General features: G+C 73.3%; 12 protein-coding genes. 6 read left to right on the top strand and 6 right to left on the bottom strand.

Going from position 1 to position 14782, the window contains the following annotated elements; all coding sequences use genetic code 11:
* The 6 genes from ACSNN9_RS24090 to ACSNN9_RS24065 form a co-directional block, all read right to left on the bottom strand.
* Positions 1 to 1252 (bottom strand): pectate lyase family protein (locus tag ACSNN9_RS24090; protein WP_436675510.1); only part of this gene is annotated, 1252 nt, incomplete at its 3' end.
* A gap of 184 nt (positions 1253 to 1436) precedes the next feature.
* Positions 1437 to 2678: a Gfo/Idh/MocA family protein gene (locus ACSNN9_RS24085; RefSeq protein ID WP_436675509.1), complete on the bottom strand. Its 1242-nt coding sequence runs from the start codon at positions 2676 to 2678 to the stop codon at positions 1437 to 1439.
* A complete protein-coding gene (locus tag ACSNN9_RS24080) occupies positions 2675 to 4165 on the bottom strand; it encodes a mannitol dehydrogenase family protein (protein WP_436675508.1) in 1491 nt (496 codons plus the stop codon). The genes ACSNN9_RS24085 and ACSNN9_RS24080 overlap by 4 nt, the downstream gene beginning before the upstream one ends.
* Positions 4156 to 5460 carry an enolase C-terminal domain-like protein gene (locus ACSNN9_RS24075; protein WP_436675507.1) on the bottom strand — a complete coding sequence of 435 codons (1305 nt, stop codon included), beginning with the start codon at positions 5458 to 5460 and terminating at the stop codon, positions 4156 to 4158. The genes ACSNN9_RS24080 and ACSNN9_RS24075 overlap by 10 nt, the downstream gene beginning before the upstream one ends.
* Positions 5457 to 6881 carry a glucuronate isomerase gene (gene uxaC / locus ACSNN9_RS24070; protein ID WP_436675506.1) on the bottom strand — a complete coding sequence of 475 codons (1425 nt, stop codon included), beginning with the start codon at positions 6879 to 6881 and terminating at the stop codon, positions 5457 to 5459. Before uxaC ends, ACSNN9_RS24075 begins: the two co-directional genes overlap by 4 nt.
* 30 nt (positions 6882 to 6911) lie before the next feature.
* On the bottom strand, positions 6912 to 8240 hold the full coding sequence (locus tag ACSNN9_RS24065; protein ID WP_436675505.1) for a Gfo/Idh/MocA family protein: 1329 nt from the start codon (positions 8238 to 8240) through the stop codon (positions 6912 to 6914).
* A gap of 238 nt (positions 8241 to 8478) precedes the next feature.
* On the opposite strand from ACSNN9_RS24065, the gene ACSNN9_RS24060 reads away from it, so the two are divergent.
* From ACSNN9_RS24060 to ACSNN9_RS24035, 6 genes are all read left to right on the top strand, one after another.
* The gene (locus ACSNN9_RS24060; protein ID WP_436675504.1) at positions 8479 to 9606 is read left to right on the top strand and encodes a LacI family DNA-binding transcriptional regulator; all 1128 of its coding nucleotides are present in this window, start codon (positions 8479 to 8481) and stop codon (positions 9604 to 9606) included.
* A gap of 19 nt (positions 9607 to 9625) precedes the next feature.
* Positions 9626 to 10975 (top strand): ABC transporter substrate-binding protein, encoded by a 1350-nt coding sequence (locus ACSNN9_RS24055; RefSeq protein WP_436675503.1) that lies wholly within the window; start codon positions 9626 to 9628, stop codon positions 10973 to 10975.
* A 28-nt stretch (positions 10976 to 11003) separates the two neighbouring features.
* Positions 11004 to 11987, top strand: a complete 984-nt coding sequence (locus tag ACSNN9_RS24050) for a carbohydrate ABC transporter permease (protein ID WP_436675502.1) — start codon at positions 11004 to 11006, stop codon at positions 11985 to 11987.
* A gap of 131 nt (positions 11988 to 12118) precedes the next feature.
* Positions 12119 to 12880 carry a carbohydrate ABC transporter permease gene (locus ACSNN9_RS24045; protein ID WP_436675511.1) on the top strand — a complete coding sequence of 254 codons (762 nt, stop codon included), beginning with the start codon at positions 12119 to 12121 and terminating at the stop codon, positions 12878 to 12880.
* Positions 12877 to 13515: a hypothetical protein gene (locus tag ACSNN9_RS24040; RefSeq protein WP_436675501.1), complete on the top strand. Its 639-nt coding sequence runs from the start codon at positions 12877 to 12879 to the stop codon at positions 13513 to 13515. Before ACSNN9_RS24045 ends, ACSNN9_RS24040 begins: the two co-directional genes overlap by 4 nt.
* Entirely contained in the window at positions 13512 to 14387 is an 876-nt protein-coding gene (locus tag ACSNN9_RS24035) for a PmoA family protein (RefSeq protein ID WP_436675500.1), read from the top strand. Before ACSNN9_RS24040 ends, ACSNN9_RS24035 begins: the two co-directional genes overlap by 4 nt.
* The last annotated feature ends 395 nt before the right edge of the window (positions 14388 to 14782 follow it).

Raw genomic sequence — 14782 nt, 5'->3', positions numbered from 1 at the left:
ACGCGGCCACCAGGTCGACCGGGCGGGCCGGGTCTGCGGCGGCGCGGACCCAGTTGCCCCGGGTGGTGACGGCGGTGCCGCCCCAGTCGTAGAGCAGGTCGTCGGCCGCGACGCCGGCGGCGAGGCTGAAGAAGTTGTTCTCGGCGACCACGGCGGACTGCACCCCGACGCCGATCGCGTACTGGAACCCGTCGCCGGCCAGCCGGTAGTGGTTGTTCCACACGTCGACCTGGCCGAACCGGACCCGGGGCAGCCGCTGGAGCACCCCGTCGAAGAGGTTGTGGTGCAGGCTCACCTTCAGCCGCCCGACGTCCGGGCCGACCGTGTTGGACGAGCCGATCAGCATGACCTTGTCCCGTCCGACGAACCGGTTCCAGGAGAGGGTCACCAGGCTCGCGGTGTGCGTGACGTCCACCGACCCGTCGTGCACCTGGTACGGCCGGCCGAGGTGCACCGGCTGGGCGCTGTCCGGGTTGTCGCCGTCGGTGAAGGTGTTGTGGTCGATCCAGACGTGCTCGCTGCGGCGCACCGAGATCTGGTCGTACTGGGAGTTCCAGTTGCCGGCGGCGCCGTCGGTGGGGGACCAGGCGGGGAAGCAGTCCCGGGCGTCGTCGAAGGTCAGGTTCCGCACGATCGTGTTGTGTGCGCCGTCGAGCATCAGCGTCAGGCCGGTCAGCCGCGCGTCGCGCAGGCCGACGATGGTGGTGTTCGGGCCGACGTTGATCTGGGTCTGCCGGGTCTGGTTCGTCACGGACCGCACCCGCGCCGCCTCCAGCGGCCCGCTCGGTGCCACCCGGCCCCAGACCGCCGGGTCGTACGCCGCGAGGTACGCCGCCAGCGAGTACTCCGGGTCGGCGAGGTCGGCGCAGTCGAGCGGGGTCCCGTCGGGCCCCTCGAAGCCGTCGACCTCGCCCCTGACGTAGATGATCTTCGGGGTGGCGTTGCCCCGGTTGGTGGCGTTGTCGCCGCCGAGGGCCGCGACCAGCTCGGCCCGGCTGGAGACGACGTGCACCTGTTCCGGCGTCGCCGCCGCGCCGCCGGTGGTGCCGGCGCCCTCAGCCGCCCAGCCGTCCCCGGCCGGCAGTGCCTGCCGGCCCAGGTGCCGGGCGGCCCAGGAGAGCCCGCCGTCGGCCGCGGCGGCCGTGCCGTCCGGAACCGGGGCGGCCCCGCCCTCCGGGGCCGCCGCCGCGCTCCCGGATGTCGCCGCGAGCGCGACGACGATCGTCGCCGCGCCCAGTGTCTGCTTCCACATCTATCGGACCACCTGTTCGTCGCCTGTTTGATATGTGGCAACGGTAGGTTTCGCGATTTATGCGAGTCAATGACAAACGTGTGCAGAAGTGTTGCAATTGATCAAATCGGCCGGTACCGTCCCGACCGCCCTCGGTCGGGATGACGCCGCTATGTCCGATATGGACCCGCGCCAGGCGGGCGGTTCAGTTGCAGTGCGTTGCGGTCCCCTCCTGCCCGGTCAGGTCCGTGCGGTGCGGCGCCACCGCCCACGGCACCGCCAGCTCCGACAGCAGCGCCCCTTCGTCGGCCGCCCGGCGCAGCAGCCGGTTGATCCCGCGCACGGTCAGCACCCGCTGCGGGCCGTCGCCCGTGGCGGTGACGAGGTCGCCGCCCAGCGGCGCCGGCTCGGGCGCGGTCGTGACCGCCTCCAGCACCGCGGTGAACCCGGTGGTGCGCGCCAGGGGCGCGATCAGCGGCACCGCCGGGTCGGCCCGGTGGTCGAGGAGGTTCTCCAGCAGCCCGCGCCGGCCCGGCACCTCGCGCGGGTCGGCGTCGCCGGGCAGCAGCAACCGGTCGGTCGGGTACTCCAGCACGGCCCGGCCGGCGGTGCCGGTCACGATCACCTCCCCGGCGACGAAGTCCTCGCCGGCCAGGGTCACCGCCGCGACGATCGGCGGCCCCGAGCGGGGCAGCACCCGCAGGGTCGCCGTGTCGTCCACCTCGATCGGCCGGACCCGGTAGCGCTCCACCTCGATCCGCGCGGGCTCCACCGGCGCGTCCCCGGCGGCCTCGGCGACCGCCAGGCACTGCATGACGGCGTGCGCCAGCGGGTTGGCCAGCGCGCCGTCCAGCACCGGCCGGCCGTGCAGCGTCCGCCGCCCCGCCCACGGTGCCCGCGCGTAGTAGGCGTCGGAGCGCTGCCAGGCCGCCACCGTCGCGATGCCGGTGACGGTCCCGAGCCGCCCGGCCCGGACCGCGTCGGCCAGCTCCGTCAGCGCCGCCGAGCCGAGCGCCTGGAAGCCCACCTGGCACGCCCGGCCCGTCGCGGCGAGGGCGTCGGCCAGCGCCCGGTGCTCGGCGGTGGACAGCACCGGGGGCTTCTCCAGCAGCAGGTCGGCGCCCGAGGAGAGCACGTCCAGGGCGATCGGCAGGTGGGTGTGCGGCGGGGTGCAGACCACCACCACGTCCGGCCGGGCCGTCCGCAGCATCTCCCGGTGGTCGGTGTGGACCAGCGCGCCGTCCGGCACCGGCGCCGCCGGGTCGTCCTCGACCGGGCGTACGTCGACCAGGGCGACCAGCCGCAGTCGCCCGGCGGTGTGCAGCGGAGCGATGACCCGCCGGTGCCAGCGCCCGTGCCCGTTGGCCCCGACGACCGCGACCCGGGGCACGGCGCCGGGCGGGAGCGACCCGGCCGGTCCCGCCGCGGCCTGTGCGGCGGCCGTCACCGGGCGCCCGCCAGCGTCGCGGCCACCCCGTGCCGTTGCAGGGCGGCCAGCCACCCGGTCACCTCGGCGCGCACGTCGTCGTCCTCGGCCACCTCGGCGGGGAAGACCTCGCGCAGCGCGAAGACCGCGTCGACCGCCCCCGCCGGGGTCCCCGGGCCGGCGGCGAGCGCCGCCCGGATCTCCTCGGCGAGCGGATCGGCCAGCGGCAGGAGGTGGCCGTCGTCGGCGTGGCCCTGGGCGAAGCGCAGCCAGGCGGCCACCACCAGCGTGGCCCAGTGCGCCGACCGCCCTGCCGCCCGCAGGTCGGCGATGGTGTGCAGGATCCGCTGCGGCAGCTTCTGCGAGCCGTCCATGGCCACCTGGAGGGTGCGGTGGTGGATCGCCGGGTTGGCGAACCGGGTCAGCACCTCCTCACCGTACGCGACGACCGAGACGCCCTCGGGCGGGCTGAAGCTGGCCGCCACGTCCTCGGCGACCAGGTGCCGCAGCACCGTCGTCAGGTGCGGCAGGGCCAGCGCGTCGGCGATGGTCTCCCGGCCGGCCAGCGCGCCCAGGTAGGCGGCGGCCGAGTGCACGCCGTTGAGGGCGCGCAGCTTCAGCCGCTCCCACGGCCCCGCGTCGGCGGTGAGCACCGCGCCGGCCCGCTCCCAGGCCGGCCGGCCGCCCGGGAAGTCGTCCTCGATGACCCACTGCCGGTACGGCTCGGCGACCACCGCCGCCAGGTCGGCCACGCCCAGGGCCCGCTCGGCGTCGGCGAGGGTCTGCGCCGTGCTGGCCGGCACGATCCGGTCGACCATGGTGCCGGGGAAGCTGACGCACTCCCGCACCCAGCCGGCCAGCGGCTCCGGCACCCCCGCGTACGCCACCGACTGCTCGACCAGGCCGCGCAGCCGGCGGCCGTTCGCGGGCAGGTTGTCGCAGCTGACCAGGGCCAGCGGCGGGCCCTGCGCGGCGGCGCGGGCGAGCAGCCCGCGCAGCAGCAGGCCGGGTACGGTGACCGGCGCCCGGTCGGTGCGCAGGTCGGCGGCGACCTCCGGGTCCGGCCGCAGCCGCCCGGTCACCGGGTCGAGCTGGTACGCCTTCTCCGTCACGGTCAGGGTGACCACCCGGATCGCCGGGTCGGCCAGCAGCGCCACCACGCCGGCGGGGTCCCCCGCGGCGTGCCGCGTGCCCGCCAGCGCGCCGACCACCCGGGTGTGGCACCCCTCGGCGCTGGTGGTGGTGACGCTGAACAGGTTGTCCTGCGCGGCCAGCGTCGTCACCACGTCGGGATTGCGCGGCGCCACGCCGACGATGCCCCAGTCACCCCCGGCGCGCGCCATCGCCTCCTCGGTGTACACCGCCTGGTGGGCGCGGTGGAACGCGCCCAGCCCGAGGTGGACGATGCCCGCCGGCACGCTGCCGGGACGCAGCAGCGGGCGGCTGTCGGTCGGCAGCCGGCGCAGCGTCGCGAGACCGAGCCGCGCGGCGCCGACGGTCACCGCCACACCGGCCCGTCCGGGAAGCGGAACTCGGCGATCGACTCCGCCTTCATCGTGGAGCTGTAGCCGGGGGCCTCCGGCAGCAGGTAGCGCCCCTCGCGGGTGCGCACCGGGTCGACGAAGTGCTCGTGCAGGTGGTCGACGTACTCCACCATCCGGCCGTCGAGGCTGGTGCCGACCCGCAGGTAGTCGAAGACGGCCAGGTGCTGGACGTACTCGCACAGGCCCACGCCGCCGGAGTGCGGGCAGATCGGCACCCCGAACTTCGCCGCCATCAGGATCTCGGCGAGGACCTCGTTGACGCCGCCGACCCGGCAGGCGTCGATCTGCATCACACCGATCGCCTCGGCCTGGAGCAGCTGCTTGAAGATGACCCGGTTGGCGGCCACCTCGCCGGTGGCGACCCGGCACCGGCCGTCGGTCAGCCCGGTGACCGCCCGCGCGATGCGGGCGTGCCCGAGGATGTCGTCGGCGTGCGTCGGCTCCTCGATCCAGTACGGGTCCACCTCCGCCAGGGCGGTCATGTTGGTGATCGCCTCGTCGACGTCCCAGACCTGGTTGGCGTCCATCATCAGCAGCGCGTCCGGCCCGATCTCCTCCCGGATGATCCGCGCCCGCCGCAGGTCGTCGGCCGGCAGCCCGCCGACCTTCATCTTCATCGCCCGCCAGCCCTGCGCGTACGCCTGCCGGGTCAGCGCCCGGACCTTGTCGTCGGGGTAGCCCAGCCACCCCACCGAGGTGGTGTACGACGGGAACCCGTCGCGCTCCAGCTCGGCGCGGCGCTCGTCCAGCCCGACCAGCCCCTTGTCGAGGATGGCCGCCGCCTCGTCCGGGGTGATGGCGTCGGTGATGTGGTGGAAGTCGACGCTGGCCACCAGTTCCTCGGTGGGCAGCTCGGCGAGCAGCTGCCACATCGGCTTGCCGGCCAGCTTGGCCCGCAGGTCCCAGACCGCGTTGACCAGCGCGCCGGTGGCCATGTGGATGACCCCCTTCTCCGGGCCCAGCCAGCGCAGCTGCACGTCGGCGCTGAGCGAGCGCCAGAACGCCACCGGGTCGGCGAAGATCTCCTCGACGGTGCGGCCGGTCACGTGGTGGGCGAGGGCGTTGATCGCCGCGCAGGTCAGCTCGTTGCCGCGACCGTTGGTGAAGGTGAACCCGGCCCCGGTGACGCCGGCGTCGGTGCGCAGCTCGACGTAGCTGGCCGAGTAGTCGCCCCGGTTGATCGCGTCCGAGCCGTCGCCGGCCGCGGCCGTCGGGAACCGCACGTCGTGCACGTCGACGGCGGTGACGGTGACAGTCACAGGACATTCTCTCCGATCTTGAAGACCTTCTTCGGGAGCCGGTACGCCAGGTCGACGATCGTCTCGGCGGCCTCGTCCTCGCCGAGGCGGTGCTCGGTGACCAGCCGGGCCAGGTAGGCGGCGTCGACCCGGCGGGCCACGTCGTGGCGTACCGGGATGGAGCAGAACGCGCGGGTGTCGTCGACGAACCCGGCGGTGTTGTAGAAGCCCGCGGACTCGGTTACCGACTCGCGGAACCGGCGCAGCACCTCCGGCGAGTCCAGGAACCACCACGGCGCGCCGAGGTAGAGGGCGGCGTACCCGCCGGCCAGCGGCGCGAGTTCCCGGCTGAAGGTGTACTCGTCGAGGGTGTAGAGCACCACCCGCAGCCGCGGGTCGTTGCCGTACGCGTCCAGCAGCGGGGTCAGCGCGTGCAGGTACTCGGTGGCCTGCGGCAGGTCGCCGCCGACGTCCCGGCCGTGCCGCGCGTACAGCCAGCGGTTGTGGTTGCGCACCGCGCCGGGGTGCAGCTGCATGACGAGGCCGTCGTCCAGCGACATCCGGGCGGACTCCAGCAGCATGTGCGCCCGGAACGTCTCCGCGTCGGCCGCGTCGGCGACCCCCCGCAGGCCCTTGTCGTAGAGGCGCGCCGCCTCGTCCGCGCCGAGCGCCAGCGTGCGCGCGGTCGGGTGGCCGTGGTCGGTGCAGGTGGCGCCGGCCGCGATGAAGGCCGCCCGCCGCCGGCGCAGCGCCGCCAGGTAGCCGGCGTACGTGCCGGTGTCCTCGCCGGTGATCTCGCCGAGCCGCGCGACGTTCTCCGCCCAGCCGTCGAACTCCATGTCGACCACGTTGTCCGGCCGGAACGTGGTGATCACCCGGCCGCCCGGCCCGCCCCAGCCGTCGGCGGCGAGCTTGGCGTGCTGCCCCAGGTCGTCCAGGGGCGACTCGGTGGTGGCGAGCACCTCGATGCCGAACCGCTCGAACAGCGCCCGCGGCCGGAACTCCGGCTCGGCGAGCCGGGCCGCGAGCTCGTCGTAGACGGCGTCTGCGGTGGCCGGCGAGAGCGGGGTCCGCACCCCGAACACGTCGGTGAAGGTCTGCTCCAGCCAGAGCCGGGAGGGGGTGCCCCGGAACAGGTGCCAGTGCGCGGCGAAGCGTCGCCAGATCGTGCGCCCGTCGGCCTCCGTGGGGCTGCCGTCGACGGTGGGCACGCCCAGGTCGGCCGGGGGGACGCCCTGGCTGAGCAGCATCCGGGTGAGGTAGTGGTCGGGCACGATCAGCAGCCGCGCCGGATCGGGGAACGGGCGGTCCTCGGCCAGGATCGCCGGGTCGACGTGCCCGTGCGGGGAGATGATCGGCTGGGGCGCGGCCAGCGCGTACAGCCGACGCGCCACCGCGCGCTGCGCGGGGTCGGCGGGGAAGAGCAGGTCGGTCGTGGGCACGGGTGGGGCTCCTCGGAAGGTGTTCGCGGCTCAGGGGAGGTCGAGCAGGTCGGCGACCCGGACCGGGGCACCGGTGGTGAAGGACCGGTTCGCGGCCAGCCCGGTGAGCAGGGCGAGGGCGCCGTCGCGGGCGGTCGCCGCCCGCCCCATCGGGTCCGGCTCGCCGCCGATCAGGACCCGGGCCATCCGGGCGTCGGCGCCGCCGTGCCCGGAGCGGGTGTGCCCGGACACGGGTACGACCTGCGGCGGCGCCCAGAACGGCCGCAGGGTCAGCGTGGCGGAGCCGGCCTCGGCGGCGGCCTCGTCGCCGTGCAGCGCCGCGCCCTTCAGCGCGCCGGCGGACGCGGGGCTGACGTGGTCGCTCTCCACGACCTCCAGCTCCAGCCGGCCCCGGCTGCCGTTGACCATGACCCGGTAGCCCTCGTAGGGGGCGTACGCGGTGAGGTGGTAGGTCATCGTCGCGCCGCTGGAGTAGCGGGCCAGCACCGCCATGTCGTCCTCGATGTCCACGCCGGGGGCGAAGACGTTGCGGTCGCGCTGGTAGCCGTCCTCGGCCTCGGCGTCGAGGTAGAGCTCGCGCAGTTTCGGGTGCGCGTCGAGCCGCAGCGCGAACGGGTCGTCGTCGGCGGCGGGGGAGCCGTGCGCCCGGTCGTAGTCGCGGGCGTAGCCGTGCCGGCGGCCGGCCTCGCCGTAGAAGAACAACCGGCCGCTGGCGTACACCTCGACGGGGGTGGCGTCCAGCCACCAGTTGACCAGGTCGAAGTGGTGCCCGGCCTTGTGCACCATCAGCCCGCCGGAGTGCGCCTTGTCGCGGTGCCAGCGGCGGAAGTAGTCGGCGCCGTGCCGCACGTCGAGCAGCCACTCGAAGTGCACCGAGCCCACCTCGCCGACGGCGCCGTCGGCGAGCAGCTCGCGCAGCTTCTCGTGCAGGGGGTTGTAGCGGTAGTTGAACGCCACCCGCACCTGCCGGCCGGTGTCGGCGACCGCGTCGAGGATCCGCCGGCAGCCGGCGGCGTCGACGGTCATCGGCTTCTCGGTGATGACGTCGCAGCCGGCCCGCAGCGCCGTGTCGATGTGCGCGGCGTGGGTGTCGTCGACGCTGGTCACCACCAGCACGTCGACGCGCTCCTTGCCGAGCATGGCGGCCAGGTCGTCGGCCCGGTACGTCGGCACCGGCGGGTGCCCCAGCTCGCCGAGCCACCGGTTGTGGGCGTCCATGCGGGCCTGGTTGACGTCGGCGAACGCGACGAGTTCGGCGGTGTCGGCGTGGTCGCGCACCAGCGCCCGGACGAACATCTCGGCCCGGGACCCGGTGCCCACGAGGGCGTGGCGGACCCGCTGACCGGTGCTGGACGACATGGCGACCGCCTCTCGGTTGCTGCAAAGGTTTGCAGCGAAATAACCACGAGCCGCGCGGCGGCGTCAACGATCGATGCCAAACCGGCGGCATAGATCCGATTTGATACGCATTTGAGCGCATGGTGGGAGCGTGGCCGAAACGTATCTGTAACCATCGGCCGTTGACACCGGCACAACCGTTTGCATTAATTGGCGACACCTGACGTGACCCCAGCCACACTGGACGAAGGGCCCCGCCGTGCCAGCCACCATCCGAGATGTCGCCCGGGCCTCCGGCGTGCACATCTCCACGGTCTCCCGCACGTTCTCGGCCCCGCACCTGGTCAACCCGGAGACCCGGGGCCGGGTGCTGGCCTGCGCCGAGGAGCTTGGCTACCGGCCCAACCGCGCCGCCCGCGCCCTGATCACCGGCCGTACGCACAACATCGGGCTGATCATCGCGGACATCGCCAACCCGTTCTTCCCGCCGCTGATCAAGGCGGCGGAGAGCCAGGCCCGGCAGCGCGACTACCACGTCTTCGTCGCCGACACCAACGAGGACCCGATCGCCGAGGAGGAGCTGGTCCACGCGCTGGCCAAGCAGGTGGACGGGGTGCTGCTGTGCAGCCCGCGGATGAGCAACAGCATGATCGAGCAGCTCAGCCGCGAAGTGCCGCTGGTGGTGATAAACCGGCAGGTCACCGGCCTGCCGTGCGTCACCATGGACGTCGGGCAGGGCGCCCGGTCGGCCATCGAGCACCTGCTCGGCCTCGGGCACCGGCGGATCGCCCTGCTCAGCGGGCCGCGCGGCTCCTGGACCAGCCGGGAGATCCGCCGGGCGGCCGGCGTCGCGGCGCGGGCCGGCGGCGCCGAGTTCACGGTGCTCGGGCCCAACCAGCCCACCGAGACCGGCGGTGCGGCCCTCGCCGAGCAGGTCCGCCGCAGCGAGGCCACGGCGGTCCTCGCCTACAACGACCTGATGGCGATCGGCCTGATCGAAGGGCTCGACGCCCTCGGGATGCGCGTCCCGCAGGACGTGAGCGTCGTCGGCATCGACGACATCGCCCTGAGCCGGCTCACCCGGCCCAAGTTGACGACGGTGGCCACGCCCAACGCGGCCGCCGGCCGGACGGCCGTCGACATGCTCCTGCAACACGACACCGTCGCCGCCCGTGGCTCACGCGGCGGCCGGGGTGTCACGAGCGACGACCGTCGTACCACCGCACAGGTAATGCTCCAGACCGAACTGGTCATCCGCGACTCGACCGCCGCCGCGCCGGCGGACGGTCGGAACCGTCCCGACGCCGAGTTGGTCGTCCCGGGCCCGCATCGCCTTGCGGGCCCGGGTCGCCCGACCGCGGCCACCGGTGGCGTCGTCGCCTCCTAACGCCAAGGAGTGAGCGCACATGCACCCCGCAACGCCCCCCACCACTGGCACGCAGGCCGTGCCCGTTCACCGTACCCCCGTCCGCCGACGGCGGTTGATCCGCGGCCTGCTCGCCGCGGTCGTCGCCCTGCCCCTGGTCCTCGGTGCCGCCGGCTGCGGCGGCGACGAGGAGGCCAGCACCGACCCGAACGCCCCGGTCAAGCTCTCGGTCTTCTGGTGGGGCGGTGAGGCCCGGGCGAAGCTGACCGAGGAGGCCCTCGCCCTCTACACCAAGAAGCACCCGAACGTCACCTTCGAGAAGACCTGGCAGGCCAACCAGGGCTACTTCGACAAGCTGGCCACCCTCACCGCCGGCGGCAACCCGCCGGACCTCTTCCAGATCGACGACAACTACCTGGCCGAGTACGCCTCCCGCAGCACCACCCTCGACCTGACGTCGTACAAGGACTCCGGCGACCTCGACGTGTCGAAGTTCCCCAAGAGCCTCTGGCAGTACGGCGTGGTCGACGGCAAGCTCGCCGGCGTGGCCGCGGGGGAGAACACCCAGGGCCTGGTCTACAACAAGACGCTGCTGATTAAGAACGGCCTGCCCGAGCCGACCACCGGGATGACCTGGGAGGAGCACATCGCCTGGGCCGAGCAGGTCGCGAAGAAGACCAAGGTGCCCGGCACCCAGGACCCGAGCGCCGACTACAAGGCCTTCTGGGTGTGGCTGCGCCAGCAGGGCAAGGACCTCTACAAGGGCAAGGAGCTCGGCTTCACCGCCGAGGACGTGACCAAGTGGTTCGACCTGTGGAAGGGGGCCCGGGACCGGGGCGCCACCCCCACCCCCGACGTCATCCACGAGGGCAACGCCACCGACATCACCAAGCAGCTCGTGGTCACCGGCAAGGCCGGCACCAGCTGGGTCTGGGTGAACCAGATGCCGGAGCTGAAGAAGAACACCAAGGACGAGCTGGGCGTCATCGCCTACCCCGGCGACCCGAGCGCCCAGTGGGCCCGCGCCTCCATGTACTGGTCCGTGTTCAAGGGCAGCAAGCACAAGGACGTCGCGGTCGACGTGATCAACTTCCTGGCCAACGACCCCGAGGCGGTCAAGATCCTCGGCACCGACCGGGGCCTGCCGTCCAACCTGGACCTGCGCCGCGTGGTCAGCGACGACGTCACCGACCCGGCGATGAAGCAGTCGATCCAGGTCGAGTCCGACCTGGCCCAGAAGTTCGGCGAGGCGCCGCAGGTCCCGCTCAAGGGGCACAGCAAGGTCCGCGCCGAGCTGATCAAGGCCGCCGAGAACGCCCAGTACGGCCGGATCAGCTCCGCCCAGGCGGCGGAGCAGTTCATCGCCGCCTGCAAGTCCGCCATCGCCTGACCCTGGCGCTACCGAGAGGAACCGGCTCGTGGCTCTGACCACGGCGCCCGACCCGACCCGACGACGTACCGGATCCGTCCCGACCCCCGCCGGCAGGCGCGGGGTCGGGCGGGACCGGCACGGGGACGGTCTGGCCGGCTACGTCTTCCTGTCGCCCTGGCTGCTCGGCCTGCTGGCCGTCACGGCGATACCCATGCTCCTGTCGCTCTACCTCAGCTTCACCAACTACGACATCCTCACCCCCTTCTCCGAGGTGGAGTGGGTCGGGTTCGCCAACTACGAGCGGATGTTCACCGCCGACCCGTCGTACTGGCACTCGGTGCGGGTGACGCTCACCTTCGCCCTGGTCGCCGTGCCGCTGAAGCTGGCCGCCGCGCTCGGGGTGGCCCTGCTGCTCAACCGTGCCTGGCGCGGCGTCGGGCTGTTCCGCGGCCTGTTCTACCTGCCGTCGCTGCTCGGCGGCAGCGTCGCGCTGGCCATCGTCTGGGTGAACATGTTCAACCGCGAGGGCGCGTTCAACTCGTTCCTGGGCTTCTTCGGCATCGAGGGCAAGCCGTGGGTCAACGACCCCGACTGGGCCCTGGAGACCCTGATGGTGCTCGCCATCTGGCAGTTCGGCGCGCCCATGGTCATCTTCCTGGCCGGCCTCAAGCAGGTGCCCACCGAGCTCTACGAGGCCGCCTCCGTCGACGGCGCCGGCAAGTGGCGGCAGTTCGTCGCCGTCACCCTGCCGATGCTCTCGCCGGTGATCTTCTTCAACCTGGTGCTGGAGACCATCCACGGCTTCCAGGGCTTCACCGCCGCGTTCGTGCTCAGCAACGGCACCGGCGGCCCGGTCGACTCCACCCTGATGTACACCCTGAACCTCTACATCACGGGCTTCACCGACCTGGAGATGGGCTACGCCTCGGCGATGGCCTGGGTCTTCCTGGTCGCCATCGCGATCATCACAGCGATCTTCTTCAGCACCGGGCGGTTCTGGGTGCACTACTCCGACGGGGAGGACCGGTGACGGCGACGGCAACCCCGGTGGCACCGGCGGCGACCGGGCCACGCCGCCCGCGCCGCGCGGGCGGCGGGCAGGCCCTGCGCCTGCTCATCCTGATCGCGATCGTCGCGGTCGTGCTCTACCCGCTCTTCTGGATGATCGGTACGTCCCTGAAGAGCCAGGAAGAGATCGTCAACAACATCGGCCTGCTGCCGAACGAGTTCACCCCGGGCAACTACGCCGACGGGTGGACGAACTTCGACTTCAGCTTCGGCCGCTTCTTCCTCAACAGCGCGATGGTCAGCCTGCTGACCGTGATCGGCAACGGCGTCTCCTGCCTGCTCGCCGCGTACGCCTTCGCCCGGCTGCGGTTCCGGCTGCGGGGCGTCTGGTTCGCCGTGATGATCGGGACGCTGCTGCTCCCCGGTCACGTGCTGATCGTGCCGCAGTACATCCTGTTCCGCAGCCTCGGCCTGGTCGGCGGCGAGTGGCCGTACCTGCCGCTGCTGATCCCACAGTTCCTGGCCACCGAGGCGTTCTTCGTCTTCCTGATGGTGCAGTTCATGCGGGGCATCCCCAAGGAACTCGACGAGGCCGCCAAGATCGACGGAGCGAACGCGTTCGGGATCTTCCGGCACGTGATCCTGCCGCTGAGCCGCCCGGCGCTCGTCACCACGGCGATCTTCTCGTTCATCTGGACCTGGAACGACTTCTTCCGTCAGCTCGTCTTCCTCTCCGACCTCGAGGACTACACGGTGCCGGTGGCGCTCACCCTGTTCATCGACTCGACGAGCCAGAGCGCCGTCGGCCCGATGTTCGCCATGTCGGTGCTGTCGCTGCTGCCGGTGTTCCTGTTCTTCGTGGCCTTCCAGCGGATGCTGGTGGAGGGCATCAACACCAGCGGGCTCAAGGGATGAGGCCGCAGCGCGACGGCGGGCCGGGCCGGGACGACGGGCCGGCCCGCCGCGACTGGCGGGACCTGCTCACCGACGCCACGGACCTGGCCGTGCTCGGCATCGCGCTGACGCTGGCGGCGCTGCCGGTGGTCACCGCGGCGGCGGCCGTCGGCGCCGCGAGCGCGGCGGTGCACGACCGGTACAGCGTCGGGTCGTGGCCCTCGGCCCGGGAGAGCCTGATCCGGTACGGCCGGGGGCTGCTGCCCGGCGCGGGGGTGAGCGTGCTGGCCGTCGCGGCCCTCGGCCTGCTCGCGGTGGACGTCGCCGCGCTGGCCGGCGGCCGGGTGCCCGGCGGGGCGCCGCTGCTGCTGGTCACCGTCGCGGTGACCGCCGCCCTGGCCGGGTACGCCGCGCTGGTCGTGGTGGAGGTCGGCCGCCGCGGCGGGCGCGGCTGGCGGGACGCCGCCCGCGCCGCCGCCGGCGCCTGCCGTGCCCGCCCGGGCACCTGGGCCGCCGCCGGCGGGGTCAGCGCCGTCGCCGCGCTGCTCGCCGTCCTGGTCACCCCGGTCGCGGTGCCCATCCTCGCCGGGTACGTGGTCGCGGCCCTGCACGCGGTCGCCCGGCGGGTCGTGCTCGCCCCGGTGGGCCAGTCGTGACCGGCGACGGCCGGCGGCTCGCCGGCACCGAGAGCGACCGGCAGCTCAGCGTCGACGACGTGCCGGTGGCCCGCTACGTCGTCGCCCCGGCGATCGACGCCCGGCACGGCCCCCGCCCCTACCTGCACCCCGTGCGGACCCTCGGGGGGACGGTGGTCACCGACGCGTTCCCGGCCGACCACGTCTGGCACCTCGGGGCGTCCCTGGCCGTGCAGGACGTGGACGGCACCAACCTCTGGGGCGGGCGCACCTACGTCCGCGACGCCGGCTACACCTGGCGCGACGACCACGGCCGGATCGCGCACACCCGGTGGGAGACCCTCGGCCCGCAATGCCTGGCGCACCGCCTGGAGTGGCGCGACCGGGACGGGGCGGTGCTGCTCACCGAGCGGCGGGAGCTGACCGCGCAGCGGGTCGGCGAGCGGGCGTGGGCCCTCGACGTCGGGTACACGCTGACCGCCCCCGCCGACCGGGACGTGACCCTGGGCAGCCCGGCCACCAACGGACGCCCGGGCGGCGCCGGCTACGGGGGCTTCTTCTGGCGGGCCGTCAGCGCGACGCCCGCGCGGGTGTGCACCGCCACCGCCGAGGGGGAGGAGGCCGTCAACGGCAGCGCCGCGCCGTGGCTTGCCTTCGCCGGCACCGGGCCGGACGGGGCCGCGTACACGCTCGTGCTGGCGGGGCTGGGGGAGGGCGACCGCTGGTTCGTCCGCACCGCCATGTACCCGGGCGTCTGCGTGGCGTTCGCCTTCGAGCGGCCCAGGACGATCGCCGCGGGTACGAGCCGCACGGGGCGACACCGCGTGGTCGTCGCCGACGGCGCGCTCGACCGGGCCGAGGCCGCCGCGCTGGCGGCCGGGGAGACGGTGTGACGCGGCCCGCCCACCCCCGGATTTGACGATCTTGTCGCGTCGGCGTAACTTTCTCTCTGCCAGCGCGGAACGGACGAAACGGGGCGATGCTCCGGGAAGGCCGGGCGCGGCGACGAGCTTCGGGACCGGGGGTGTCGCACCCGCCGGTGCCCGGACCGGGCGGTGCCCCGGATCCGCCGCGAGGCGGATTTGGTGAGGCGGAACCGACCGGGTAAGGTTCACGGTCGGCAGGGAGCCGGGCGAGCTCGCGGGTAACCGCGGAGCGGCCGGTCTGCCGAACTTCCCGAAAATCGTCGGCGAGAGCCGGCGTTGTCGGGATGCCCGGAAATGGGATTGAAGTGGTGCGGATCGCTGCGAAGCGGTTTGACACGGCGGAAACCAGCGGGTAACGTAGT

It is taken from the genome of Micromonospora sp. URMC 107 (assembly GCF_051386315.1).
Classification (GTDB): domain Bacteria; phylum Actinomycetota; class Actinomycetes; order Mycobacteriales; family Micromonosporaceae; genus Micromonospora.
Note: the sequence above shows the minus strand (reverse complement) of the source record. Positions and strands in the feature narration are given on the sequence as shown.

What these genes read in the sequence shown, in the direction of transcription:
- ACSNN9_RS24065 (WP_436675505.1), bottom strand. Translation starts at nt 8,240, where the DNA reads ATGTCGTCCAGCACCGGTCAGCGGGTCCGCCACGCCCTCGTGGGCACC.
- ACSNN9_RS24055 (WP_436675503.1), top strand. Translation starts at nt 9,626, where the DNA reads ATGCACCCCGCAACGCCCCCCACCACTGGCACGCAGGCCGTGCCCGTT.
- ACSNN9_RS24045 (WP_436675511.1), top strand. Translation starts at nt 12,119, where the DNA reads ATGATCGGTACGTCCCTGAAGAGCCAGGAAGAGATCGTCAACAACATC.
- ACSNN9_RS24040 (WP_436675501.1), top strand. Translation starts at nt 12,877, where the DNA reads ATGAGGCCGCAGCGCGACGGCGGGCCGGGCCGGGACGACGGGCCGGCC.